The organism is Streptomyces sp. NBC_01003, assembly GCF_045162695.1.
Lineage (GTDB): Bacteria > Actinomycetota > Actinomycetes > Streptomycetales > Streptomycetaceae > Streptomyces.
Genome location: NZ_CP108707.1, coordinates 214973 through 239874 on the forward strand (window position 1 = coordinate 214973; position 24902 = coordinate 239874).

Sequence of the window (24902 nt, forward strand, 5' to 3'; positions counted from 1 at the left end):
GTTGGCACTGCAGTTGGTCGAGTGCTCCGCGGTGACTGGGATCCGAAGCGATGTCATGACACCTACAAAAAGGCGCGTGAGTTGGTCAAGGTCAAAGCGGAGGGGCAGCAGATCGCGACGGCCGAGGCGTCGTCTCAGGCGACGGACGTCATCGACCTGATGAAGGTCCTCGAGGAGGCCGCCCGTTGCCGAGCTCTGCCGGCGAGCCGCTGGTGTCGGTCCGTCGCTGTCCGGCTTCACGGCTCGCCCAGAACCGCTGCCACAGGTCCAGCCGGGCCCTGAGCGGGTCGGGGCCGATCACGGCGCCCTGGTCCGTGAAGTTGATCAGCCGGTTTACGGCCGGGTCGTGGCGGGGCCACGCCGGACGTCCGCCGCCGTTCGGGTCGCCGGACTTGCCGAACGACACCCAGTAGCCGCTGGCCAGGGTGGCCATGCTCTTGTCGGCCGTGGTGACCTTGTCGCCGACCAGGGCGGAGGGCAGGTCGAGGGTGTAGGGGATCTCGAAGCCGTGCAGTGTGCCCTTCTGTTTCGCCCGCTCGGACTCGGCGACGTACGAGAAGCGGTACCACCAGACCGGCTGCCGCGCCTTCGCCGCCTGGTCGGCCAGGTGCCGGGAGGGTTCGACGAGTGTCCTGTCGGCGAACACCTGTTGCCGCAGTTCGGCCAGACTCTGGTCGCCGTGAGGGTCGTAGAGCTTGCGTGCCTCGGGGGCCAGTGCGCCGAACTGCGCGAACAGTGCCGCCTTGGAAGCGGCCTGCCCGATGGCCAGGTCACGGTCGTTGGCACCTACGATGACCGGCACCTTGGCCTGGTGGGCGGCGGCGAAGGCGGCGTCGGGGGTCTCGGTCAGGAAGCGGCCGTCGAGGATGGAGCCGGAGATGCCGGTGACCTGTTTCCCGCCGGACAGGCCGGCCAGGACGGCGGTGGAGTCGGTTCCCTCGACCAGCTTCCCTGGCGGCAACGCACGCAGCTTGGCCAGCGCCCTGCCGTCTGTGCCGTCGATGCCGACGGAGTGCGCGTAGTCGACGGCCCGCCGTTCGGCGTTCCGGAGCGGGGTGAGGGGCAGGACGTCCGCTCGGGCCGTGGGGATGCCGGGCGACTGCAGGATCGCCCGCTGGAAAAGGCCGCGCGAGAGCGGCGAGACCATGTGGGCCATGACGGAGCCGCCGCCGGCCGACTCGCCGAAGATCGTGACCTGCTTCGGGTCGCCGCCGAAGGCGTGGATGTTGTGCTGCACCCACTTCAGTGCGACGAGCTGGTCCATGTAGCCGTAGTTGCCGACCGGTTGGCCCGGTGACTGCTCGGCGAGGGCGGGATGGGCGAAGAACCCCAGCCGTCCCATCCGGTAGTTCATACTCACCACGACGACGCCCTGCCGGGCCAGCGCGTCGCCCGGATACATGGTGGTGTTGCCGTGGACGAGTGCGCCGCCGTAGATCCAGACCATGACCGGCAGTGGTGCCGAAGGGCGGGCCGTCCCGGGACGCCAGACGTTCAGTGTCAGGCAGTCCTCCGACTGCGGGACGTGGTCCGTTTGGGGGCACGCCGGGCCGAACGCGGTGGTGTTCTTCACCCCGCTCCAGTGTGTGACCGGCTGTGGGTTGCGCCAGCGCAGGGCGCCCACGGGGGGCTGGGCGTACGGGATTCCCCTGAAACCTTCGACGCCTGCCGACTCGGTGCCGCGCACCATGCCGGAATCGAGGGAGACCACCGGTCCCGTGGACTTCGCCGAGGGCGTGAACGCGACTGCCGCCAGGCCGAGGGTGACAACTGTTCCCAGGACCGCGCCGTACCTCGACCGCATCATGGCGCGCCTCCCGCGCATTGGCCTCCGGGTCATCCCCGACTCTAAGCGAGAAGGGACGTACCAGCATGTTTCAGCACTTCAGGGAGATATCGTCCCGTGTCACCCCGCCGTCAGGAAGTCGTACACCGGCCGCATGGGGGCGAGCGTGAGGTCGGTGACGATGTGGCTGGCGGAGACGATCTCGAGCACGGGCAGATCGGCCAGCGGCGCCATGACGTGGGCGAAGAGCTGGAGACGAGCCGGCCCGGTCCAGGCTTCCTTGACGGTGATGTCGGTGATCTCCGTCCGGGTGAGGTCACAGACCCGCAGGTCGCCCTGGTAACCGGGGACGATCTTGACGGCGAAGGTGGGCACGGCGACGCTGGCTCCCCCAGTCCAGCGTGCCGGCCAGGGCGCCCTGCTCGACGGCCAAGGCCGGTGAGCCGATCGCCTTGGGATAGGCACTCAGCTCCCGCGCCTCGTGGCAGGGCTGGCCGCCCTGCTGGCCGACCTGCTCGCCCGCGGCGGCCGCCAACCCGCCCTCCCCGCAGCCGACTTGGCCCGTGTGGTCATGGCGCTGTCCGAGGGCCTGAACGCGCACGCGCTCACCCACCCCGACGCCGTCACGGCCAACAGCGACCTGGCCAAGCGGACGCTCCCGCCCGTGCTGCGGGCGCTCAGCGAGCCGACCCCCCGGGTCGGCTCGGCCGGATAGGTCAGCGGGAGCCGTGTGCCTGGACCGCGGCCAGGTGACCGAGGGCCTCGAACCCCGTCGTGGTCGTGTAGGTGCCGCTAGGCAGGTAATCGCCCATCACGGCGCGCTCGTCGCCGGGGGTCTCGGTGTCCTGCACAGCGTGGTGGAAGCCTGTGGACGGCAGCATGTTGCGCAGGATCAGCATGGTGTCGTCCGGGTGGCCGGCGCCGTCTCCGTTCGGGGACAGGCTCAGCCAGGTGACGCCGTTGGCGGCGGTGGCGTTGGCGGGCCGGTCCTGCGGCAGGCTCAGCACGATCGTGTACCGGCCGTGTCGGTCGGTCAGCACGTGTTCGTCGTCCACGCAGGCGGCCGCGCGGGTGGTGGCGTAGCTCTCGTTGGAACACAGTGACCAGTACCGCAGGTCGGTGTGCGCGGCCATGCGCGGTTCGCGATCGAGGGTCGCGGGGGTGACGGGCAGTCTGCCCCGCAGGACCAGCACGTTGCCGAAGGCGCGGCTGACGTAGCCGGCGACGTACTGGTTGTCGCGGTTGGAGTACTGGCCCCCGGTCCGGGCGGGTGTTCCATCACAGGCGCCTTGGTAAACGCAGGCCAGGCTGAAGGCCGGATTGTAGAAGGTGTGCCAGACGGGCCGGGCGGCGGCGGGGAATCCGGTCGGACGACCCGGCTGGTCGCGCAACGCCAGATAACTCTGCAGAGCAAGGGTGGTGAGAGGCAGCCGGTTCCGGGACGCCTCGACCGCTTGGCACAGAGCCGGACCCGTCACGGTGGAACCATCCGCCAGATGCAGGGTGGGGCGGGGCAGACCGGCGCCGCCAGTGGCGTCACGACCACGGTCGGGCAGGTAGACGCGGTAGATCAGAGCCATCTTCGTCTGCCCTGCCACGCCGGCGTAGAGGGTGTTCCCGGCTCGCTGCGCCGGGTTACTGGGCGCGGGGTCGCCCAGGACAGCGACGTGGTATGAGCGGTGGGCGTCATGAGCGCGCCGGGCCCCGGGAAGGTAGGGGTTGGACGAGCCGGGGTCCGGCCGGGTGGAGATGTCGTCGAGCGCATCGGTCGGCGCGTGCGTGGCCATGTCGTAGCTGTTCAGCGACTGGTAACGGGCGTGGGCGTACGCGCCGTCGAACGTGAGCCGGGCGCCTGTGGGCAGGGTCAGCTGTGCGGACCAGTAGCGGGCTCCGGCGTCAGGGAAGGCGTAGTTCTGGGCGGGGTCGTCGACCATACCGGCCGGCCCCTGCCACAGACAGTCGGCCGCCTGCGCGCCCGCGCTCTCGTCGGCGCCCCCACGGGCGTGGGCGGGGGGTGCGGCGGTCAGGACGACGCTCGTGATCAGAGCGCAGGCCAGGGTGCCGAGTGGAGCGGGGAGCAGGCGCACGCGGACTCCTCCTTGAGTCTCGATGACCCCGCATCCGCGAGGCTCCCGAGACGCTAGAACCGTGTGGGACACTCGTCAATAGTGTTTCATTTGGTTCAGGCGTGCAATCTGTCCCGCTCTACGATGGCCCGGTGAAGTCGACCCCGGATTCCGAGCCTGTGCTGCCCCGACTGCAACGGCCGACGCGTGAGCTGGCCGTCCAGTACGCCCGGCGGGTGTTCCTGCACGGAGACCGCGTAGACATGCGCACCCTGGCGGCCACCCTGGACGTCGGACGCAGCACGCTGTACCGGTGGGTCGGTGACCGTGAGGCACTGTTGGCCGTGATCCTCGCGGAGTTGAGCGCCGAGACATGGCAGACGGTGTCCGAGGGCAGCGCCGTCGGCGGAGTGCGGGGGGCGCTCGCCGACATCCGCCGGTTCATGCAGGTGACGTCCGGCCACGGACCGCTGCGGCAGTTCGCCGAACAGGAGCCCACCGTGGCCCTGCGGGTGCTTATGGCCGAGGGAGGCCAGGTGAACGCCGCCCTGCGCGCCGGCGTGACTGCCTGCCTCACTGCACACGGATTGAACGGAATCGACGCACGGACGGTGGAGATCGTCGTTCAGCTGGGTACCGCGCTGCAATGGACTCCTATCGTGATCGGCGAACCGCCCGCCATCGACCGTGCGATCACGCTGATCCAGCACCTGCTCGACGAGCCTGCGACATCATCCCGGCTGTAGGCGCTCAGAAGGTCAACAGTTCGCTGCAGAAGTACGCAGCTGCGCCCCGGCAGGACCTTCGGGGACTGGCACGAGTCCAAGTCGTCTATCCCCAAGCCCACTCAGGACGCCCTCAAGGGCCTGGAATGGGTCGGCCGCCGCGAGGATTTCTGCATTTGTGGACCCTCGGGGACGGGAAAGTCGCACTTCACCGAGGCCCTCGGGCAGACCGCGCACGCCGCCGTGCAGCTGATCATCCGTCGTCTCTGCGTGGAGCCGGTGCCGAGTCGCAGTGCACTCCGAGGAGTTGTCCGCGATGGTCGACGGCCGCGCTTTCGGGCAGACCTGGCTTCACGACGACCATGCCACGCTCCACTTGTTTGCGCTCAATGCCGCGAAGCAGCAGACCGACTTTGTCGCCGGCTTGCCCCACGTCGACTCGCTTGCGGGACATTTCGACACCGGTGACGGTGGCCTTGATCGGCTTCTCCTTCGTACCGACCAGTTCCACCTCCTCGTTGACCTTGATGACACCGCACTCGATGCGGCCGACGACCACAGTGCCTCGGCCGGTGATCGAGAAGACGTCATCGACCGACATCCGGAACGCTGTCATGGTCTCCGGCATGGTGGTGGGTGGGGTGGGCTGGTCTGCTGGCAGCGCGGGCTCCGGGGCAGGGCCGAGTTGTCGCAGTGCCTGGGCGAGGTCGGCGGCGTTCGGGTACCGCTGGGCGGGGTCCTTGTGCAGCAAAGTCAGCACGAGGTCGTCCCAGGCGGGTGGGATGCCTGTGGCCACCGAGCTGGGGGCGGGTGGTTCCTGGGTGAGGTGAGCCGTGAGGAAGCCCACGGTGTCGGGGGCCTGGAACGGCAGCCGGCCCGTGATCAGTTCGAAGAGTAGGCAGCCGAGCGCGTACAGGTCGCTGCGCGGTTCGGGGAGGCCGCGTGCTTGTTCGGGTGCCATATAGGGGGGCGTGCCCACGATGAAGCCGGTCTGGGTGAGGCGGTCCGCGGTCGCGTAGGGGTCGGCCGCCCGCGCGATGCCGAAGTCGAGGACCTTCACGATGTCGGAAGGCGTGATGAGGATGTTGGACGGCTTGATGTCCCGGTGCATGATTCCGGCGTTATGTGCGTCAGCGAGTGCGTCACCCATCTGCGCGCCCCATCGGGCGGCGTCCGGCAAGGCCACGGCTCCTCGGCGCAGTTTCGCGTCCAGGCCCTCGCCTCGGACCAGCTCCATCACCAGGAACGGGGCCATGTCGTCCTCTGTGCCGGTCTCGCCGAGGTCGTGGATGGTCACGATGTTGGCGTGCTGCAGCCGGGCAGTGATCTGTGCCTCACGCAGGAACCTGGCGCGTGCCTCGTCGCCATAGCGTCCGCCACCGGTGAGCAGGGAGATCACCTTGATTGCGACGGGCCGGCCCAGCGCTTCGTCCTGCGCTTCCCATACTTGGCCCATCCCTCCCTCGCCGAGCTGTTGCACCAGGTGGTAGCGGCCCCCGAGGAGCTGGTCTCGCATGGCTATGCCTCCCCCCGTTCGAATATTTCTGCCCCGCCTGCCGGCGAACCGGCACGATGGAGATCACGATGCGACCGCGGCGGCGACACGCCCGATACCCAGAAACCCGCCAGACGGCAGGGTTGTTCTCCAAGATGGCCACCCGAATCGCACAGCTGGTCTGGCGCGGTCAGCACCCCGCGCTCGGCCACCGACCCATCGACCATCCGGAAGCCCTCCGGTCGCGCATACCACTACGGCCAAGTCGACCGTAATGCAGGCGACTTCGGGCTGTCCGGCGGGTTAGTATTTCTCTGCACGCGGCGGCGAACCCCAGCTCATCCGTGCAGGCGACTACAGATATTCACGACAGCGGCCGATCGCCGCCGCCGGCGCCGGCGCCCGCCACCGAGTACCGGCCCTGGGCTAGTCCGTCGACTCCCGGGCCGCCGCGCCGTGGATCCAGTCCACCTGGCCCCCATCCGTCGCCGACATAGTCCAGCAGTTGACCGCGGCGGATCAACCGGATCCGTGTAATCGCCACAGACCGCGCACAGCAGCGGCGCCCGATGCATTCCGAGTGAGTGCGAGGGCTTCTTGTCTTCCCGGGCGCGCCGGGCCCCCTCCCAGGTGCTCATCGCGCTGCGGCCCGGCCCCGCGCCGTCCGTCCCGGATAAGCTCACATATTCGGGCACCAAGTCCTCGCCTGGCCCCTGGACGGACGCTCAGGGCCCCGTTCGGAGTTGGCTCGGGAAGTAGCCGACCTCGAGCACCACACACCGTCAGTTCGGCCCGCTAAATAGCCTTTTCGTGCGATGCCGAACGGCCCCTCATCCAAGGGGCCGTTCGCGCCGCCGACAGTTACTCGAACGACGTCGGGCTGTGGCCGCATCCTGCGTACGCACTTCGCGGCACTCCTGCACGGACCGTTCGCGCGCATGGCAGCGGAGTTGTCCCTGCTCCAGATCGCCGCGTTCGCGGTGGGGCTCATCCCGCGCGACCTGCTCCAGGCCATCGCCGCGGAACTCGCCGCCGTGGACGCGTAGCCCTGACCGCCTAGCAGCCCTCGGCCCTCAGGATCGCCGGCAGAAACCTGCGCTGCAATGCACCCGGTGGCAGCCGATCGGATTCGACGAGGGACTGCATCAACGCGCCTTCGTGGAGGGCGATGAGCAACCGGGCGAGCGAATCGAGGTCCGGGTTCCCGTGCCGCCCGACGCGTGCGAAGAACCCCGTGAGGAGTTCGGTGAGCCGGGCCCGCAGTAGGCGATCGTGCTCGGCGAGCCGCTCGGCGGTCTGCGGATGCCGGATCGCGTGGAGGGTGAACTCCGTGGACGCGAGGAACCACAGGCGTTCCTCGTCACTGTTCCTGTCGCCCGTCAGGCCGTCGAGTGCCTCCTCGACCGTCGAGGCATCCGAGATCGCCGCGTCCAGGCGGGCCACCTCACGGTCGGCGTGTTCGTCGAACAGGGCGAAGAACAGGGCTTCCTTGTCCTCGAAGTTCGAGTAGAACGCCCCTCGCGACAACCCGGCTCGTGTGCAGATCTCTTCGATCGACGCGCCGCGGAAGCCGCGCTCCGCGAACACCTCGAGCGCCGCTGCCTGCAGTCTCGACACGCTTCGCGCGCGAGTCTGCGCACCCTTCGCCATGGGCATCCTCCCCAATCCATTGACGGTGCCTGCGGCGCGTGCCAGAGTACCGGCCAGCCATAAATGAACAGGTATGTATTTTATGGAGGGCTCCATGGAGACACTCGCAGCCGACACGCAGGCGGCTCTTGGCACCGAAGAACAGATCGCGGCTCTCAATCTGCGTCCGGCCGGGCTGTCGGTCGAGGACGAGCGGCAGCTGCGCAAGCAGGAACTCGCCGCGTCGTTCCGGCTGTTCGGCAAACTCGGCTTCGGCGAAGGGGTCGCCGGGCACATCACCGCACGCGACCCCGGCGACCCGGACCGCTTCTGGGTCAACCCGTTCGGCATGAGCTTCCGGCACATCCGGGTCTCCGACCTGCTTCTGGTCGACGGCGCGGGCAATGTCGTGGAGGGAAAGCGCCCGGTGAACCGCGCGGCGTTCTGCATCCACTCCGAGGTGCACCGCGCTCGCCCCGACGTCGTCGCCGCCGCCCACGCCCACTCGACGTACGGCAAAGCCTTTTCCAGTTTGGGCGTCTGGCTCGACCCGCTGACGCAGGACGCCTGCGCCTTCTACGAGGATCACGGCCTTTACGCGGATTACCACGGTGTCGTCAACGACACCGAGGAGGGCCGGCGCATCGGGCGGGCGCTCGGCCCGAACAAGGCCGTCATCCTCCAGAACCACGGAAACCTCACCGTGGGGCAGACAGTTCTGGAAGCGGCCTGGTGGTTCATCACCATGGAGCGTTCCTGCCAGGCGCAGCTTCTCGCGATGGCCGCCGGCACTCCCAAGCACATCGACCACGACAGTGCGGTCGTGGTCCGGGAACAGATCGGCACCCCACTTTCCGGGTGGTTCCAGCTGCGTCCCCTGTGGGACGAGATCGTCCGGGAAGAGCCCGACCTCTTCGAGTAGCGCATCGGCGAGCCCGCCGCCCCCGGCAAGGCCCGGTCCCAGGAGGCCAGGATGAGCACACCGCAGACGAACTTGCGCGATCAGGCAGCCAGGAAAGTATTCAGTCGCCGACCACCTCGCTCACGGAGGCTCGGGCGGCAGTCTCGTCGACGAGGTTCTTGCCGGTGGCGAACGCGAGGGCCAACTATCCGCGGCCGTGCTGGCTGCGATCACGGAGCACGCGAAGGCCACCGGGCAGAACCGGTACGACGTCGAGCGGGCCGTGAAGACGGCGGTCCGGCATGCCGAGGAGGACCCGGCCGAGTAGCCGAGCAGGACGTGAAGACAAAGGCCCGGGGCGGCGCCTGAGTTGACGGCAGCTACGCCGTGCTGTCCGGCCACGCCTTCAGCTCGACCCAAGACCCGTCCGCGGCCTGCTCGGCCAGTGCGACGCGGGCGCCCGGCACGCTGCCATAGCTGCCGATCCAGGACCGGAACTTCCGCTCCCCGGTCTCGCGGATGGACCACTCGCCCTGCATGACGACAGCGCCCCTGGTCGTGAGGATGACGCGGTATCCCAGGGTGCCATGCCCTGCACTCTGTCACGCCCCCTGCGGCGGGTCGACGAGGACCCGCACGGTGGCGCCGGCCTGCTCGGCGGCGCTGCGCTTTATGGCGATCATGGCGGCGTCGTCGTTGAGCTGTCCGCTGACGTGGTGCAGCAGCTCGACGCACCCATCGTCCTCATCTGGGACAACTTGAACGTCCACAAAGACCGCCGAATGCGGGCCTTCATCGACGCGCAGGACTGGCTCACCGCCTACCACCTGCCGTCTTACGCACCCGACCTCAACCCCGTGGAAGGGATCTGGTCGGTCCTCCGTCGAACCACCCAGGCCAACACGGCCTTCACCGACCCGAGCTAGCGGGAGCGAGGAACAGGCCACTCGTACTGCGCGCGGGACGCGCCGTGGGCGGCGGTATCGGACGGTCGCGGTGACCGGCCTGTTGGGCGGGGCCGCGACCGCGGTGGGGACGGGGGTCGGCACTGCTGTTTGGTCCTGGCTGACGACGTGGCTCGGTCATCTCGTCTGACACGGCGCGCATGGGGCCCTCAGGCCTTCGGGCTTGGGGGTTCTCGTCGTGCGTGAAGCCCTCGAACGTTTCAGGATCCGAGGGCTTCACCGTGTCGCGCGGAGGGTCTCCAGCAACCCGGAGGGCGGGGCTGAGACCGTCTCGGGGTATCGATTCATAACTGGCGGCGACACTATGGGGCCGTTGCGGACGTGTCGGCATCCCCTTGGGCTGCCCCCTCGCTCCCGGCATTGGCCGACGGCTCGGCGGCATCGCCAGCTTGCCCCCTCCACCGATACCAGGCCCGCATCGCGGCCTCAAGCGGCAGGCGCATGAAGGGGATAAGCACCACGGCAATGAATCCGGCCTGCACAGAGAAAGTGATATCGGTAGCGAGTTCTTGGATCCTTGGGCCTCTCGGTACCGGCGAGCCACTCGATGAGCGCCCACTCCCCCCATGCCCTGCACAAGGAAGGTCAGACCCCAGAGGACCTGGAAGTAGAGGTCGACGATCGGCGCCGTCGTCGTGCTGCCATCACTCCCCCATCTCCCCACTCCTGTGATCCGCAGTGTGAAAGCCCTGCCCAGGCCCGGCAAGAGGGCCTGTCCCGCCGCGCCAGCTGAGTCGCACTAGTCACCGCCGGTCGAACGGGATCGGGTACGAGATCGTCGGCCGCGGCGCCGGCTTCGGGTTCTCCCAGCCCGGGAAGTGCACCGGATACACCGCCGTCGACGCAGGCCGCGGCCTGGTCCCGCTACCGCTGCCCTGTCTCTACGCACTTCTTTTGGGACCACGATTCCAAGTTCTTCTGGCCCCACCACGGGACCGCAGGGGGCGCGCAAGGCGCCTTGTGCGCCCCATGTTCCAGGTTCTTTTGGCCCCACTTCGTTTGAGTGGTTCCGTGGCCGTCGGGCGGGGTGGGGAATTTAGCTTTGAGGTATCGGTCAGATGCCGGGAACGCGCCCCCGACAGGTGTGTGGCTTTGGCCGACCCGGCCTCCCTCAGATCGCTGACCGCCCAGTGTCGCGGTGACTGGACGGGATCGGGCGATGGTCTGGCCGGCACTAGGACCCCGGCCGGGGGCCCAACGTGACCGTGATCGACGCCCAACACCCTGCATCCCACCCGCAGACGGCCCAACGCATTCACCCCAACGTGAGCCCGTCACCCGCCGGTTGCCGCCCTGGCCCCAACGACGGAGCCCTCGACCACCAAAACGATGGCCGAGGGCTTTGTTGTCCAGGGTGATTACGGTCCGGAGGTCGGCAGTGCCGGAGGAGCCGTCGGGCCCGGAGTGGGCGTCGTATCGTGCCGCTCCTCCGCTGCGGGACGGAACGCCCACCACAGCACGGCCAGCAGCCCAACGCCGCACGCACCAGCAACGAGCAGCCCGACCGCAGGACGCCGAGGGGAGCGAGCCAGGCGCAGCCCCAGCCAGCCGACGCACGCCACGGCGAAGACCGCGATCGTCGAGGAGAGGTCGCCGTTCCTGTAGGTGACCAGCAGGGCGTCGTAGTTGGTGGACAACACCAAGAGCGCCCCGAAGAGCACCGTAACGACCGCGCACACGCCTTCCAGCAGGCGCAACACACGTCGACCTCTGTCCATATCGAACTCCTCTCCTCCGCCGACCGCAGGGCCCTCAGTTGGCTGGCGGCACCGACGGCTGAGCCTGAACGTTCTCCGTCACCCGTCCGTCCGCGTCCGTTTCGGTGGTGCGAGTCTCCCCTGCCTTCGGTGCGGGGGCGGACTTGGGTGCGACGGGAGCTCCGGACGGCTTGAGCAGCCCACGCGTCTTGACCTTAAGCGTCTTGCCGTTGGCGTCCTTGACCACCTTGCCGTCAGCACCGATGAGCGGCATGGCCTCCGGCATCTTGCTCTCGTCGACCGTGCCGTCGGCATTGACCCACGCAGGGGTGGGCGGCGGCGGAGGCGTCTCGGACTGCGCCCCGGAGGCGGTCGCCGCAGCGGCGCCGATCAGCAGCGCAGCGACTGCCGTACCCATGGCTATGCGTACCTTCTTCACGTGCGGCCAGGTGCTCAAGGCGCGCCATACGCTGCACCTGTCCGACGAAGGACCGGGTGAAAAGCCGCTGCGCCGACGCCTCGCCGTATCGCTAGTGCCGTGGCCGGATAGGTTCACTGTGTTGTGACGCCTGGTATGGCATCAGCCGAGCCTTCGCGCCAACATCAGCGTCACCGTCAGCGATGCCGCCGCAGTCATTGCCATCCCGATGGCGGGCGAGGTGAGTTGGGCGACGGCTCCGGCCGCTGCCGCGCCCAGGCCCTGCACCGCCAGCATGCCGGAGCTGTGCAGGCCGAGCGCCTGGCCGCTCAACTCCTCCGGAGTGAGAGCCAGCAGGCGGTCCTGGAGCAGCAGGCCGGACGCGTAGCCGACCGTGGCGAGCGCAACTAGGCCTGCTGCCAGAGTTGGTCCTGGGTGTAGCGCGAACAGCAGGTAGGGCGCGGCGAGCAGTGCGCACAAAGGGACGGCGAGCGGGGGCCGCCAGCGGGTGGGCAGCACCCGTCCGACCAGCAGGTCCCCGGCCAGCATGCCGAGCGCGCCGACGGCGAAGAGCAGTCCCGCACTGCCGGGCGCGTAGGGGACGTAGAGCGATTCCACTCCGACCACGAGTCCATTGGGGAGCCAGAGTGCGAGGAAGACCGCGCGGCGGGGTGCCGAGGACCAGAGGCGGGCGTTGGTGCGCCAGGTCTCGGTGACCGATGGGCGGCCTCCGGCTCGCGACAGGCGCGGGCGCAGCCCGAAGCGTGTCGCCGCGGCTGTGGGCAGGTGCAGTGCGGCAGCGGCGAGCAGGGCGCCGCGCGCAGAGAGCGTGGCCACGAGTATGCCGCCGACCGCGAAGCCGCAGATCTGGACGATCCCGGCGGACATGCTGACGACCGACCGTCCGAGCAGGTAGCCGTCCCGGGGAAGGATCTCGTGGAGCAGGCCGTAGCGGACCCCGCCGCCGACCGATCCGGCCAGGCCGAGCCCGAGCAGCAGCGCGAAGAGCGCCCAGACCGGGAGCCCGGGGAGTGCTTGGAGGGCGGTGCCCAGGCCGGAGAATAGCGCGAGGCCGGTCAGCGCGGCGCGCGGCGGCAGCCGGTCCGCGCTGGACAGCACCGTCGCCGCACCGACCAATTGGGCGAGTGCGGGGCCGAACATGGCGAGGGACGAGAGCAGCGCGGAGCCGGTCGATTCGAAAACAAGGAGGCTGAGGGCCAGGCCGGCGACCGTCTGTGCGGCGGTCAGCCCCGCCGAGGCGAGCAGCAGCGGGGTGAACTCCGGGGTGCGGAAGAGGTCGCGGTAGGTGCGCATGGCCGGGGAGTCTGTCCGGCGTGATCGGCGGGGTGGGAGACTTTCGCAGGGAGGCGAAACCGATGAGCTGGTGGCAGGTGACCGCGGACACGCTCGCCGCGAGCTGCTTCGTCGCCTCGCCTCTGGCCGAGACGGTCGCGGCGCTGAAGACGCTGCACGACGGCGCTCCGGCTCACCCCGGCGAGCGCCGCTGGCTGGATGCCCATCAGCCGGACTATCGCGCGCGGTTGGCCGCCGATCCGGTCACCGCGGCGCTCGTCCCCGCCGCGCTGGGACCGCGCTGGAACGCGACCTTCCTCACGCCGACGCCCACGGGAGAGGAGGCCGACTTCGATGAGGAGCTGGCCCGGATCCGGCATACACCTTCGGATACCGCCCTCGCCGACCTGGCGGAGTCGTCGAACGGCTCACTGCCCGCACCGCTGCTGGACCGCGAGGACCTGGCGAGGCGTGCCGCGGACCTGCTGGAGTGGGTGTGGTGGGAGACCGTCCGGCCGACGTGGCCGCGTCGCCGACGGATCGTCGATGCGGATGTCGTCGCCCGCACCGGGCGCCTCGCGGCCGGCGGCTGGGCCGCCGCGCTGGGCGATATGCGCCCGGGGATGCGCTGGCTGGGCTGCAACCGCCTGCAGATCACCGCGTACGAGAGCCCCCCGCTGGAACTTGCCGACGTTCGGCTGCTGTTCGTCCCGGTGACCTTCGCCCGGAGCTGGGTCTGCTGGGACCTGCCGCCCGAAGGCGACGCAGCCTGGACCGCGCGTCGATTCGCGGTGGTGTACCCGTGCGCGGGCGTCCTGGCCGCCGAGGCAGACAGGAAGCGCGCACCGCAGGCGCTCTCGGCGCTGCTCGGCTCAGCCAGGGCCGAGCTGCTCGCGCTGCTGGAGAGCCCGAAGAGCACCACGCAGCTGGTCGCCCTCACCGGGCTGCCCCTGGGCTCGGTCGGCCGCCACCTGCGCATCCTGCGCGAGGCCCGCCTTGCGGAACGTCGCCGAGCGGGCCGGTCCGTCCTCTACTACCGAACGTCAGCCGGCCAGGCCCTCATGGACGCGCAGCTGGCGCCGTGACCGGGACGTTCACCGGGCGTGTACTCGGCCGGGGACATGAAGCGTCAGCTCCTGGGCCCATCCCAAAGCCCCCCTGGCGCACGAGTCTCGCCCTTGTGGGCGGACAGGTTGTCCATGATCACGTAGATCGGGGCGCCGTCCGGGCGGGCAACCCGGATCGACCGCAGCGCGGCCAGGGTGTTGCCTGCCCCCTTCTTGCGCCGGTTGATACCCCACAACCTGTCGTCGCCGACCGAATAGCAGCCGTGGAAGTACCTGACTCCGTGGGTGCGGTGGTACGTCGCGGGATGCCGCTCGGGGTGACCAGCGGGAGCCCAGCCGGCTCCGGCGGTGGGCCGGATCCCGAGCGGGCCGAACTCGTCGAACACGAACGCGCGGTCTGGGAAGCGGTCCAGGACGTGCTCGATGCGGTCCAGCTTGGCGTCGCGCTCGAGGTCCGGTGACTCCTTCCACGTCTTGGTGCACTGGAAGGTAACGCCGCGGCGTGTGAACAGGCACCGTAATGTATCGCGGCCGATCCGGATCACGCGACCGTGCACTTTCCGCAGGTAGGCGGCGAGTTTACGGATGGACGAGCGAGTGAAGGGCTGGCCGAGCTTGGTCGGGCGGGTGGTGGCCGTCTGGACGACGAAGTCCTCGTCGTCAGGACTGAGCAGGCGGGGACGGCCTCCCGCCCACCGAGGGTCCAGGCAGGCCAGGCCGATCTCGTTGAACCGGTGGATCACATCCCGGACGGTGTCCTCGTCGGCCTGCACCAGCTGCGCGATCACCGGCACCCGGTTCCCGCCGACCGAGGCCAGCAGCATCATGGCCCGCCGGAACCGCACCGAATTGGTGCTGCCCCGACGCACGATCTGCTGCAGCTTCTGCCCCTCCTGGTCGGTCAACCTGCGCACACGGACAGGCTCAGCCACCACACCCCCAACGGTCGAAACGGACGCCACCGCACATCCAACCGTTCCATCTACCGACCCGGCCAACCAATGCGGTCACAGCACTAGCCAGGACGTCGGCGGTCTCCTGGCGGGGTGGGAAAGCGGTGCCTGGTACGACCTGGCGCCGGGCGGCCTGCGCTGTTTCATTCTTCAGAAATGACCTGGCCAAGTAGGTTCCTCGGCCGCCGGGCGGGAGTTCGCCACGCAGGAGGCGGTCCATGGCGGCGCGGATCGCCTCCTCGTTGCGTCGGCGTTCGGCGCTACTGATCTGGCCCATGAGTCTCTCCGTGATCTGCGGCGTCGATTCCGGCGACGATGCAGCTTCGTTGGACAGAAGAGCCGACATGTACCGACGTCAGGATCCGGCAGCGGACGCGTGGCGAGGTAACTCGGTGGCCAGGCGTCACATGACCGTCCGGTTGTCGAACCACCCTGTGATCACAGCCAGTTACAGGGCCGGTCGGGAGGTCAGGCGGTCAGCGCCGCAAGCTCCGCGTTGGCGCGCTCGGTGACCAGGGCGAGGACGCGGCCGGCGGCGGCCAGGTCCTCGGCGGGGATTCCGCCCCAGATGCGGGCGGAGATGGGGGCGGTCTCCGCCCCGGCGGCGGCGAGCAGCTCGCGCCCCGCGTCCGTGGGGCGAAGGTGCGCGCCGTCCTCGACGAGCAGCTGCTTGGCCAGCAGCTCGTCGAGGGTGGCGCGGATCTCGGCCGGATCGGCCTTGAGGGAGCCCTGGACCTCGGTGGCGAGATCGTCCGGCGTCTGCGGGGCGTCGCCGGTGACAGCGGCGCGCAGGGCGACCTGCTGCTGGAACGTGGCGCCGTGCCGGGCCAGGACGTGCTCCAGGACGCCGCGCGCGGCGTAGTGTGCCAGGGCGAGGCCGCGGGCGTCGGCAACGGGCGCGGTAGCGGTGGATGCGGTGGTGGTCATGGTGTTCTCCTCTGCGTGCTCTGGTCGTTCGGTACGGATGGAGCGAGAGGTACGTCGAGCAGGGTCGTCAGCTCGTCGGTGAACGCGCGCGTCCGCAGGGCGTCGAGGCCGCCGAGCGGCTCCAGCAACTGCTGAAGCAGTCCCTGGACCACCGCGATGGCCTGCCGCGTGACAGCCTGTCCTTGCTTGGTGAGCGCGAGCTGCACGGCGCGTGGGTCGCGGGGATCACGGGTGCGCTCGATCAGGCCGGCCGACTCCAGGGCACGCGCCAGCTTCGAGACGTACAACGCCTCCAGGCCGGTGTGGTCGGCGAGTCGGCGCTGACTGGGCCGCTCGCCAGCGCGCTGCATGCCGTGCAGTGACGCAACCAGTACGTACTGCGCGTGGGTGAGACCCAGCGGAGCCACCGCGCGATCGACCGCGACACGCCACTTGTTGGCGAGCCGCCATACCAGGAAGCCGGGCGTGGGGCTCGGCGATGAACCCTTGCTCATACGAAATAGAGTACATGGATACTATGTCCATGGCTACTATTTTCCTCGGCTGTGACGCCGCATCCGACTCGGGGCAGCAACGGACCGACGGAACACCTCCAGCGGGACCGCCTCCGCCCCGCCACATGATCAAGACTGAAGAGAGGCTCTAGTTCTAAAACTGGCAGACGGCGTTCCTCCGCCACCCACCTCTTACCCTCCACTTGTACAGCGGCACTTCTGCCAGCGGTTGCGTAGATGATCAGCGGCGCGACCTGCTTTGGGGATGTGGGCAGCTGTCATCGTCGGTCACCGCCGACTGTCCTCCCACGGCCCGGAGACGGCCCTGCGACGGCCCCGATCGTGTTCACACTGAGTAGGAGCGCTCATGCGGAACGGGGGCGGGCGGAGGACGCTGAACGCATGAGTGAGCCTTCTGCACTTCGACAAATCGCGGTCGCCGTGGTTCTTCTCATCGTCGATATGGCGGTGATCGCTTGGTTCCTCTGGAGCTATGCGTGGATCGGATGGAGGGATGGCTGGAACCCGCAAGATGTGCCGGAGGCCCCGAGGGTTGCGTGGCGTGCGGTGTGGATCTTGGTAGGGGCAGCGGTGGTGACAGGTGTTGGCCTTGTCGCCCTACGGTGGCGCATTTCGGGGGCCGTTCAGTTGTCCGTGTTGGGCATCGGCGCGTTGCTCTTCGTCTACTTGGCTGTTCGTAAGTAGAGCGACATCGAGGACACGAGCGCCGGCGCTTTGGCAATCTTGAAAACCGTCGTGGCGCGAGTCACCGCGGGTTCAAATCCCACACCCACCGCGTAGTTTGAAGGCCCCTGACCAGGAACATCGGTTGGGGACCTTGGTCATGCAAGTCCCCCGTTGGTGACCGCGATTCCCCGTGAGTCCCCGGTTTATCGGGCACGGATGGGACACGGTCACCCGGGGCCCTCTCGGGCTGGACAGAGTCAGAGAGTCATGAACGGTGAGTGCTCGGCGAGAAGGAGCTTGCGTAGCGTCGAGAGAATGCGGGACAGGACGCGTCGACGTAGCGATGCGGGTGCGGGCATGGCTCCCCCGGGAGTAAGGTACGCACAGTCGCGTACCTCCCGGAAGGTACGCGCCCATGCGTACCTTGTCGAGAGGTGGAGTGATGGACGCTGGCGAGTTGGCGCACCCTGGCGTCGAGGAGCTAGAGGTGGGCCCCATCCTTCTGGCGCTTGCAGACGAGAACCGGCGTCGAGTTGTAGCTGAATTGTCTGCGCAACCTGACGATGAGCGGCTCTGCGCCTCGTTCGACCTGCCGCTGAGCAAATCCAGTCGCACGCGACATTGGCGAGTGCTGCGTGAGGCGGGCCTCGTCTATCAGCGCAATGCCGGAAACGGGCTGTACATGCGCCTCCGCAAGGAGGACCTGGAGCGCAGATTCCCGGGCCTGATCCAAGCCGTTGTGGCTGCTGGCTAGGCCGTGTCCGACGGGTCGCGTGACGATCCGCATGGCTGAACGTTCCGGGAAGGGTGCGAGGAGCCTTGTCGGATGCCGAGTGGGATCGGCTGCAACCTCATCTGCCTAAGAACTCTGGGCGGGGCGGGCGTTGAGACCCGATCTCGTCTGCGCGGATCGGGCCTACAGCTCACGCCGCAACCACCGCTACCTGCGCCGACGGCGGATCAAGCACACCATCCCCGAGCCGGGCAACCAGAAGGCCAACCGTCGGCAAGACGGCGGCTCGACGATCGGCCCAGGTCAGCGGCGCCCCGAACCCGGTGACTGGGAAGCCGTCGGCCGGTCCTGGCTACGCGCCGACGACCGTCGGGGATCAGCGCGGCGGAGGCGTCCGGGTCCGGAGGCGGTCGGTGAGGGCGTCGCCCAGGGCCGCGCCCGGCGGGCCTGGGTGCTCGATGCGGAGCTGGTCGGCCAGGTCGCCGACGCGCAGATGGACTGCGGCCTCCAGGAGCTGGGCGTAGGCGTCCGTGGCGGTGCGGATGCGGTGCCTGGCGACCAGCGCGAGCGCCACGGCCAACGGAGCGGCAGGCCACCACCACATGGTCAGCGGGGCGTACAACAGCGCCCACCCGGCCAGCGTGCCCGCGTGGGTCAGCGCCTGTTCAGCGGCGGTGATCTCGGCGCGAGCGGTTTCGGGCAGGGTCAGCCACAAGTGCGGCCACACCAGGGGCAGATCCACGTGATGGTCGCGCTCCAGGCGGACGACCACGGAGTGCAGGCGGTCGCCGCTCCAGGTGGGCCGGTCCGGTTCCTCGGCGGCGACGCGGAGCAACGCCCGGTGCAGGGCATGCCGGACGCCAGGGTCGGCGCGTCGGCCACTGTGCGCCAACTCCAGGGCGTCGTCGTCTAGTTGCCGACGGTAGCGGGCGGTGGTCGAGGTCCAGCGGGCACGGCGGCGGGCTACCAGGGCGCGAGCTCCCCGGCGCAGCGGACGCGGCCAGGAGTGCCAGTCGGCGGCCAGTACGGTGCGTTGCACCAGCGTGCCCGCGCTCTGCGCGGCAAGCCCGGCGGCCGCCGCGGCCGCGAGGACCGCGCCGAGCAGGACGACCTGCCCGCCGACCGTGCTCGCCGCGGGCGCCTCGGCCCACCCCGTGACACGGGAGACGAGCAGTCGGCGATCAAGGGCGTGGGCCTGGCCGAGGGTGTGTGCGGCGGTCGCGACGGCCAGGAAGAAGGCTCCGGGCAGCACCAGAAGCGTCAGCCAACGCTCGGCGAGCTTCTGCCCTAGAGCAGTGAGGAATCCGCCCACCGCTACAGCCGTTCGCGGCGCAACGGCTGACCGGTGATGCGGCACCCGGCCGGCTCCTGGGCGTCCGGCCAGGCATGGCGTGCGCATCGCCCGGTGGGGCACAACAGCACCCAGTCGTCGGGCCGTTGGGCGCCGACCCCGATCGGGAACAGGCCACGCCCCTGACCGCGCACCCCCGCCGCGTCCCCGGCGAACAGCAGCGCCTCGTGCAGCGCGTCCAGCGGCGCGGTAGGGTCCTGCCCGGCGCGCACCGCCGCCACCACCCGCTCCAACGGCTCGGCGCCCTGCGGCCCATATGCCCGGAGATCCTCGCGCATGCGGTCCAACTGGGTGCACACGTAGGCGATGTCGTCGCCCGTGCCCCCGGTCCGCGCGTCGTGCCGGTCGTCCATCGCGTCCCCCGATCGCCGAAGCCCGCTCCGGCGGAACTGGAAGCGGACCTGTGCCGTCATGGTGTGGGAGAAGGACCACACCGGGCAACCTTCAGGTCCGGTGCCTCGTGGCCGTTCGGCCGCCGCAGGGAGCACGGATGAGTACGCGTGACGCATTACTGGAGTCGATCCGCGCCAGGCTCAACGAGGTGGTGGCCACCGGCGACCGATCGCCCGTCATGGAACAGGCCGCGATCGGCGATGCCATGAAACTCATGCAGTACGGGGTGAACGAGACGGCGGTGGACGCCGAAGTCCTGGTCGCCCTGGGCTGGTTCTACTTCTGGCGCTCCCAGGAGCTTCCCGAGCCGCGTGCCGAGGCGGAGCGCGGGGTCGCGCTCCAGCTTCTCGCGATCCCGTTCCTCGGCGGCGAGCAATTGCTCCCGGAACCACTGCTGTTGCCCCTGGCCGAGTCGGCGATCCCCGAAGCCACCAAGATGCTCGTACGCACCCTGCGGACGCCCGTGGGCGTGCGGGATGCGGCCCTGACCGTGGCGTTGTGGAGCCAGATCACCCTCCATCTGCCGGAGGACCACGTGGCGTACTACTCGGGCCTGAGCAGCCTGGGCCTGGCCTGGCGGCGCAGGTGGGAGATCGCGGGCGATCCCGTCGACCTGAACTGTGCTGTGGAGGTCGCCCGCGAGATCGCCGAAACCCTGCCCGCCGACCGGCCGGGTCGGGCCACCTACTGGTTCCACCTCAGCACCGCCCTGCAGCTGCGCTTCGAACAGGGAGAGGACGTCGAGGACCTGGACGGCGCCGTCGAGGCCGGTCGCGAGGCCGTCCGCACCGCGACGGACGACGACCGCGACCGCTGCCTCTACCTGACGGGCCTGTCCAAGGTGCTGCTGACCCGCTACGCCCGCACGGGAGACCGCCTCGACTTGGGCGCGGCACTGCAGACCGCTGGTGAGGCCATCGCGCAGGCGCCCGAGCGGCATCCCGACCACACCATGCTCCTGACCAACCACGCCAACGCGCTCCTCGCGCGGTACGCGACCTACCTAGAGGCCGACGACATCGTGGAGGCGGCACGGACCAACCGCTTCGTCGTCCGGATCGCGCCGCGCACCCATTTCGAGTATGCCCGGTACCTCTCCAACGCCTGCGAGGTCCTGCGGCTGCTCTTCGCGCACACCAAGAACCCCGAGGACGTGAACGAGGCGATCGAGTACGGCTACCGGGCGGTGCGGGCCACGCCCGCTGGTGATCCCGAGCGGACCATATACCAGATCGGGCTCGTCCAGGCGCTGCGGGACCGCTTCGACGGTCTGGGTGACTTCGGCGACCTCGGTGAAGCGGTGGCGGTCTGCCGTGCGGCGGCCCGGGGCGCGGCCCAACTCGACCACCCGGACCAGGCGATGGTCATGAGTGTGCTGGGGAGCGTGCTGCAACAGCGGTTCGAGCGCGACGGCACGACCGAGGACCGTGACGAGGCGTTGGGGGTGTGGGAACGCACCGTCGCGATGAGGACGGCCCTGCCGCTGTTGCGGGTCGGCACCGCCCGGCTGGCCGCCGAGCTGGCCGCGCCGTCCGACCCCGGGCGCGCGGCCCGGTTCCTCGAGCAGGCCATCCTCCTGCTGCCCGAGGTGGCCCCGCGCCGGTTGCGCCGAGGCGACCAGCAGCGCGCACTCGGCGCCCACGGCGACTGGCTCACCGCGGATGCGATCGCGCTTGCCCTGTCCGACACCGGGCTGTCCGCACCGGAGCGGGCCTCGAGAGCGCTGCGTCTCGCGGAGGCCGGACGCGCGATCCTGCTCGCCCAGTCCCTCGACGTCCGGGGCGACGTGACCGAGTTGCGGGAACAACACCCAGACCTGGCACGGGAGTTCGTCGCGCTGCGTGACCGGCTCGACCAGGACACCGACACGGTCGGAGCGTCGGCCGCCGTGCCGGGGGCGCCCTCGCTCTCCGCACGCCTGAGGCTGGCCAAAAAGATGGAGGTGCTCCTGGGTCGCATCCGCGCCCACGACGGCTTCGCCCGCTTCGGGCTGCCTCCTACTTTCGACGAACTGGCCGCGCAGGCCGACCGCGGCCCCGTCGTCACGCTCAACGTGAGCCGCCACCGCAGCGACGCCCTGATCCTCACCCCGGACGGCGTCACCGCCTGCCCCCTGCCGGGCCTGGCGTTCGAGGAAGTCGTCCGCCGGATCGGCCAGTTCCACCTTGCGCTGGTCGCGGCGACCGCCCCCGACGCCGACCGGATCGCCGCCCAGCGCATGCTGCACGAGGTACTGGAATGGCTATGGGAGGCGGCCGCCGAACCGGTCCTGACCGCACTCGATGCCCTGGGTCAACTCCCCGACGGGCAGGACGCGTTGCCCCAGGTGTGGTGGGCGCCGGGCGGGATGCTCAGCCTGCTGCCCCTGCACGCGGCCGGGTTCCACCGGGACCCCGGCCGGGGACAGGGCCGGCGCACCGTGCTCGACCGCGTCGTCTCCTCCTACACCCCGACCGTCCGCGCCCTGCGCCACGCCCGCGCCCGCCGCCCCGCCGCCACCGACCGGCCGCGGTCCCTGATCGTCTCCATGCCGACCACGCCCGGCCACGCGCCCCTGCCGCACGCGGCCGAGGAGACCGACCGGCTCCGGGCCGTGCTCAAGGACCCGGTCGTCCTCAGCGCGTCAGGGGAACGGCCCGCGACGACGGCCGCCGTCCTTGCCCAACTCGAGCACTGCGCCCTCGCCCACTTCGCCTGCCACGGCATCAGCGAGTCGACCGACCCCTCGCAGAGCAAGCTGCTCCTCCAGGACCACGCCGAGACGCCGCTGACGGTCTCCGCGCTGTCCCGGGCCGACCTCGCCCACGCGCAGCTGGCCTATCTCTCCGCCTGCCGCACCGCGCACCCCGGCAACCCCCGGCTGCTCGGTGAGGCCATCCACCTCACCAGCGCCTTCCAACTCGCCGGCTTCTCCCACGTCATCGGCACGATGTGGACCATCGACGACCGCCTGGCCGCCGACGTCGCCGAGTCCTTCTACGCCCACCTGGCCGACGGCCCGACCGGCACGCCCGATCCCGCACGGGCCGCGACGGCCCTGCACCGAACCGTCAAAGACACGCGCGACCGCTTCCCGGCCACACCGTCCCTCTGGGCGGGCTATCTCCACTCCGGCGCCTAGCGTCCTGCGTCCTGGTCTTGAGTTCTGCGGTCTGATGGGTGTGTGCCCGGACCGCGGTTGGACCCGCTCGTCCTGTCCAAGGACGAGCGGAGGACGCTTGAGGGGTGGGCGAACCGCAGGAGGACCGCCCTCATCCTGATCGCGAGCACCTCGCCCGACCTGATCAACGCCCAGCGGGCAGCGGTCGAGGCGTACCAGGCACTGCACCCCGCACACGGCGGCGCGCTCCGCGGCTACCACTCGTCCCGCCCCGCCACCGACGGGTGGACCGTCGAGCAGTCGGCCGAGTACGACCGGCTGTGGGCGGAGCTCCGCAGGACGGCGACGGTTGTGTACGCGCACAAGCACTGGCAGCGGTGCGGCAGTCAGCGCCCTACCGACGGGCCACAGGCGCAGCCCTCGAGCACCCTTGTCCTGCCGTCGTATCCAGCCCATTGGTATCCCCACGGGCCGTGACTCTGGGGCGTTCCGACTGCCGTGCGTCAGGAAGTAGCGTCCTTCGGCGGAGTGGTCCGTCGGTGCCGCCCCCGCCCCTTCCCCAACGACGGGCCGGGGACCGGCCGCTCCTCGACCGGGCTGGGCGGATAAAGGATGGCCTTAGCGGCGTCGAGGCTGTCCGCAATGCTCACAGTGACCCACTCGGTGCCGTTGAACTCCTGGATCGCGCGGGGCGCGCCCGGGTCGACGTGTGCACCGCGGTGCGGTCCTTCCGTGAGCGGCACTGCCCGCAGCCGGCCCCGGGCCCGCTCGCGGCGCTCCTCGCGCTTGCGCGCCCACTCCTCGAGCGGCTCCTCGCTATCCACGGCGACAGGATGGCGCAGCCACGCCCCCGGCCGCCAGCTTGGGCGAACGCTTCACCACGCGACGCAAACCAGTGCGGGACCGCCACTCTCCGGCGACTCATCCCCGCGTGGAAGGAACCCACTCCTCATAACCGACACGAGACCCTCGAGGCGCACCGTGGCCCTGCTCGTCGGAGCCGTCCTGGTCGTCGTTGGCGTCGTCATCGCCGCGTTCGCCGTGTTCGACGGCAGTGGCAGCTCCGGTCCGACGCGGCCTCCGGCGACGCCCCGTCCGCCGACGAGTCAGCCGCCGACATCCCGTCCGCCGACGACCGAGCCGCCGACGTCGGCTCCGCCCTGCTTCCGAGCGGGCATGCGCTCCGAGGGCGACACGAACTGTCCCGACGTGCCGACCGACATGCCGACCGAGTCCAGCGCGCCGCCCACCGGCATCCCGTCGGACCCGCCCACGGATGAGCCGACAGAACCGCCGACGGACCAGCCGACGACGCCGCCCTGCGGCAGCACCGGGGGCGCCGGAGGCGGCGTCGCCGGGACCGACGGGGCCTGACCTACCCCGATCGTGTGAAGCGCCCGCCCGGAACGAACCCCGTACTGGGCGGGCGCCGTCATGCCCACCATGACGACCAACGATCTTCACCAGCACATCCCCGTGCACGTCAGCGTCACCATCGTGGGCGCAGACGAGGCCACCGTCCGCGACTTCGCGAACGCCCTGGACCGCTGCCACAACGTGACCGGGCCCGGCGACCCGTACCGGGTGCCCGGCCACGCAGGCGTCCACATCCACGTCTACGGCCACACCGACCCCGTCGACTACGCCGGCTGAAGCCCAGTGTCCTGTGACATCGGACCTCGGCTGCGAGGGCAGGAATGATGGGCATGGACATGTATGCAAATCCGGCCCGCCCGGAGGCACTTGCCGAGCACTTCACGCAGATCCGCCAGGACCGGCCAACTTATCTCCGCCGCTGGGACCTTTTGGAGCGGTATGTCGAGCGAGTACGGGCCGAGGGATTTGAGGCGTTCCCTTCTAGCGGAGGCGTGAGGATCGGTGAGCCGGTGCACCGTGTCAGTCCGGCGTACGCAAACCACACGGGGAAGATTGACATCGACCTGCCCGAGTCCAGTGGCGAGCAGTTGTTGACGCTTCCCTTCATGGGCCGCAAGGACCCTGTGACGGAGCAGCGGGTCAAGACGACGCATTGGTGGTTCGTGAACCTGCGGGTGGCTGAAGACCTCGGGAACGAGCAGGAGGCCCTGGAGACAGCTGTGACGCTTACCTGCCGCGCGGCTGAGTGGATGAGGAACGGGCGAACCGACTGAGGCTGATCGCGGCGTATCGGATGCTCGCCGCGTCTCTCCCCTGACCGGGGATCAAGCGAGAGGTCCGTTCCC

The 24902-nt window shown here is 69.7% G+C and carries 24 protein-coding genes and 5 pseudogenes; 13 read left to right on the forward strand and 16 right to left on the reverse strand.

What is annotated here, in order from left to right; all coding sequences use genetic code 11:
* Positions 1–148: 148 nt before the first annotated feature.
* Both OG698_RS01025 and OG698_RS01030 read right to left on the reverse strand, forming a co-directional pair.
* The gene (locus OG698_RS01025; protein WP_406100847.1) at positions 149–1807 is read right to left on the reverse strand and encodes a carboxylesterase/lipase family protein; all 1659 of its coding nucleotides are present in this window, start codon (positions 1805–1807) and stop codon (positions 149–151) included.
* A 99-nt stretch (positions 1808–1906) separates the two neighbouring features.
* Positions 1907–2261: pseudogene (locus OG698_RS01030) on the reverse strand (acetoacetate decarboxylase family protein); the annotation flags it as partial.
* A gap of 6 nt (positions 2262–2267) precedes the next feature.
* Here OG698_RS01030 and OG698_RS01035 point away from each other — a divergent pair.
* Entirely contained in the window at positions 2268–2501 is a 234-nt protein-coding gene (locus OG698_RS01035; RefSeq protein ID WP_406111723.1) for a hypothetical protein, read from the forward strand.
* A 1-nt stretch (position 2502) separates the two neighbouring features.
* Here the strand turns inward: OG698_RS01035 and OG698_RS01040 are convergent, their stop codons facing one another.
* Positions 2503–3873: a hypothetical protein gene (locus tag OG698_RS01040; RefSeq protein ID WP_406100848.1), complete on the reverse strand. Its 1371-nt coding sequence runs from the start codon at positions 3871–3873 to the stop codon at positions 2503–2505.
* Positions 3874–4115: 242 nt separating this feature from the next.
* Here OG698_RS01040 and OG698_RS01045 point away from each other — a divergent pair, with 242 nt between their 5' ends.
* Together OG698_RS01045 and OG698_RS01050 are read left to right on the forward strand one after the other, a co-directional pair.
* Entirely contained in the window at positions 4116–4598 is a 483-nt protein-coding gene (locus tag OG698_RS01045) for a QsdR family transcriptional regulator (protein ID WP_406100849.1), read from the forward strand.
* Between the two features lie 48 nt (positions 4599–4646).
* Positions 4647–4811, forward strand: a pseudogene (locus OG698_RS01050) (ATP-binding protein); the annotation flags it as partial.
* 19 nt (positions 4812–4830) lie between these two features.
* Here OG698_RS01050 and OG698_RS01055 read toward each other — a convergent pair.
* Positions 4831–6093: a protein kinase domain-containing protein gene (locus OG698_RS01055; protein WP_406100850.1), complete on the reverse strand. Its 1263-nt coding sequence runs from the start codon at positions 6091–6093 to the stop codon at positions 4831–4833.
* A 1035-nt stretch (positions 6094–7128) separates the two neighbouring features.
* Positions 7129–7689 (reverse strand): TetR/AcrR family transcriptional regulator, encoded by a 561-nt coding sequence (locus OG698_RS01060; protein WP_406100851.1) that lies wholly within the window; start codon positions 7687–7689, stop codon positions 7129–7131.
* Positions 7690–7816: 127 nt separating this feature from the next.
* Between OG698_RS01060 and OG698_RS01065 the strand changes: the two genes are divergently transcribed.
* Complete coding sequence (locus OG698_RS01065; RefSeq protein WP_406100852.1) at positions 7817–8623, forward strand: class II aldolase/adducin family protein; 807 nt, start codon at positions 7817–7819, stop codon at positions 8621–8623.
* Positions 8624–8982: 359 nt separating this feature from the next.
* Here the strand turns inward: OG698_RS01065 and OG698_RS01070 are convergent, their stop codons facing one another.
* Positions 8983–9141, reverse strand: coding sequence for a hypothetical protein (locus OG698_RS01070; RefSeq protein ID WP_406100854.1), 159 nt, complete (start codon positions 9139–9141; stop codon positions 8983–8985).
* A gap of 180 nt (positions 9142–9321) precedes the next feature.
* On the opposite strand from OG698_RS01070, the pseudogene OG698_RS01075 reads away from it, so the two are divergent.
* A pseudogene (locus tag OG698_RS01075) lies at positions 9322–9522 on the forward strand (transposase); the annotation flags it as partial.
* Positions 9523–10925: 1403 nt separating this feature from the next.
* On the opposite strand, the gene OG698_RS01080 reads toward OG698_RS01075, so the two are convergent.
* The 3 genes from OG698_RS01080 to OG698_RS01090 all read right to left on the reverse strand — a co-directional run bounded on the left by OG698_RS01080 (position 10926) and on the right by OG698_RS01090 (position 12996).
* Positions 10926–11267, reverse strand: a complete 342-nt coding sequence (locus OG698_RS01080) for a hypothetical protein (RefSeq protein ID WP_406100855.1) — start codon at positions 11265–11267, stop codon at positions 10926–10928.
* A gap of 52 nt (positions 11268–11319) precedes the next feature.
* Complete coding sequence (locus OG698_RS01085; protein WP_406100856.1) at positions 11320–11682, reverse strand: hypothetical protein; 363 nt, start codon at positions 11680–11682, stop codon at positions 11320–11322.
* A gap of 162 nt (positions 11683–11844) precedes the next feature.
* Complete coding sequence (locus OG698_RS01090) at positions 11845–12996, reverse strand: MFS transporter (protein ID WP_406100857.1); 1152 nt, start codon at positions 12994–12996, stop codon at positions 11845–11847.
* A gap of 62 nt (positions 12997–13058) precedes the next feature.
* Here OG698_RS01090 and OG698_RS01095 point away from each other — a divergent pair, with 62 nt between their 5' ends.
* On the forward strand, positions 13059–14060 hold the full coding sequence (locus OG698_RS01095; RefSeq protein WP_406100859.1) for an ArsR family transcriptional regulator: 1002 nt from the start codon (positions 13059–13061) through the stop codon (positions 14058–14060).
* Between the two features lie 89 nt (positions 14061–14149).
* Here the strand turns inward: OG698_RS01095 and OG698_RS01100 are convergent.
* The 3 genes and pseudogenes from OG698_RS01100 to OG698_RS01110 form a co-directional block, all read right to left on the reverse strand.
* Positions 14150–14974 (reverse strand): annotated as a pseudogene (locus OG698_RS01100) (helix-turn-helix domain-containing protein); the annotation flags it as partial.
* Between the two features lie 489 nt (positions 14975–15463).
* Positions 15464–15922, reverse strand: coding sequence for a MarR family transcriptional regulator (locus tag OG698_RS01105; protein WP_406100860.1), 459 nt, complete (start codon positions 15920–15922; stop codon positions 15464–15466).
* Positions 15919–16416 (reverse strand): MarR family winged helix-turn-helix transcriptional regulator, encoded by a 498-nt coding sequence (locus OG698_RS01110; RefSeq protein WP_406100861.1) that lies wholly within the window; start codon positions 16414–16416, stop codon positions 15919–15921. Before OG698_RS01110 ends, OG698_RS01105 begins: the two co-directional genes overlap by 4 nt.
* 402 nt (positions 16417–16818) lie before the next feature.
* Here OG698_RS01110 and OG698_RS01115 point away from each other — a divergent pair, with 402 nt between their 5' ends.
* The 3 genes and pseudogenes from OG698_RS01115 to OG698_RS01125 all read left to right on the forward strand — a co-directional run.
* Positions 16819–17121, forward strand: coding sequence for a hypothetical protein (locus OG698_RS01115; RefSeq protein WP_406100862.1), 303 nt, complete (start codon positions 16819–16821; stop codon positions 17119–17121).
* A gap of 424 nt (positions 17122–17545) precedes the next feature.
* Positions 17546–17857 carry an ArsR/SmtB family transcription factor gene (locus tag OG698_RS01120; RefSeq protein ID WP_406100863.1) on the forward strand — a complete coding sequence of 104 codons (312 nt, stop codon included), beginning with the start codon at positions 17546–17548 and terminating at the stop codon, positions 17855–17857.
* Between the two features lie 133 nt (positions 17858–17990).
* Positions 17991–18119: pseudogene (locus OG698_RS01125) on the forward strand (IS5/IS1182 family transposase); the annotation flags it as partial.
* A 93-nt stretch (positions 18120–18212) separates the two neighbouring features.
* Here the strand turns inward: OG698_RS01125 and OG698_RS01130 are convergent.
* Both OG698_RS01130 and OG698_RS01135 read right to left on the reverse strand, forming a co-directional pair.
* Positions 18213–19148 (reverse strand): hypothetical protein, encoded by a 936-nt coding sequence (locus tag OG698_RS01130; protein WP_406111725.1) that lies wholly within the window; start codon positions 19146–19148, stop codon positions 18213–18215.
* A gap of 2 nt (positions 19149–19150) precedes the next feature.
* Positions 19151–19621, reverse strand: coding sequence for a hypothetical protein (locus OG698_RS01135; protein WP_406100865.1), 471 nt, complete (start codon positions 19619–19621; stop codon positions 19151–19153).
* Between the two features lie 56 nt (positions 19622–19677).
* Here OG698_RS01135 and OG698_RS01140 point away from each other — a divergent pair, with 56 nt between their 5' ends.
* Positions 19678–22701, forward strand: a complete 3024-nt coding sequence (locus OG698_RS01140) for a CHAT domain-containing protein (RefSeq protein WP_406100866.1) — start codon at positions 19678–19680, stop codon at positions 22699–22701.
* Positions 22702–22743: 42 nt separating this feature from the next.
* On the forward strand, positions 22744–23157 hold the full coding sequence (locus tag OG698_RS01145; RefSeq protein ID WP_406100867.1) for a hypothetical protein: 414 nt from the start codon (positions 22744–22746) through the stop codon (positions 23155–23157).
* Positions 23158–23183: 26 nt separating this feature from the next.
* On the opposite strand, the gene OG698_RS01150 is transcribed toward OG698_RS01145, so the two are convergent.
* Both OG698_RS01150 and OG698_RS01155 read right to left on the reverse strand, forming a co-directional pair.
* Entirely contained in the window at positions 23184–23504 is a 321-nt protein-coding gene (locus OG698_RS01150) for a DUF6087 family protein (protein WP_406100869.1), read from the reverse strand.
* A 282-nt stretch (positions 23505–23786) separates the two neighbouring features.
* The gene (locus OG698_RS01155) at positions 23787–24125 is read right to left on the reverse strand and encodes a hypothetical protein (protein WP_406100870.1); all 339 of its coding nucleotides are present in this window, start codon (positions 24123–24125) and stop codon (positions 23787–23789) included.
* Here OG698_RS01155 and OG698_RS01160 point away from each other — a divergent pair.
* Both OG698_RS01160 and OG698_RS01165 read left to right on the forward strand, forming a co-directional pair.
* Positions 24124–24333 (forward strand): DUF6207 family protein, encoded by a 210-nt coding sequence (locus OG698_RS01160; protein WP_406100871.1) that lies wholly within the window; start codon positions 24124–24126, stop codon positions 24331–24333. The genes OG698_RS01155 and OG698_RS01160 overlap by 2 nt on opposite strands.
* 53 nt (positions 24334–24386) lie before the next feature.
* On the forward strand, positions 24387–24830 hold the full coding sequence (locus tag OG698_RS01165) for a hypothetical protein (RefSeq protein WP_406100872.1): 444 nt from the start codon (positions 24387–24389) through the stop codon (positions 24828–24830).
* The last annotated feature ends 72 nt before the right edge of the window (positions 24831–24902 follow it).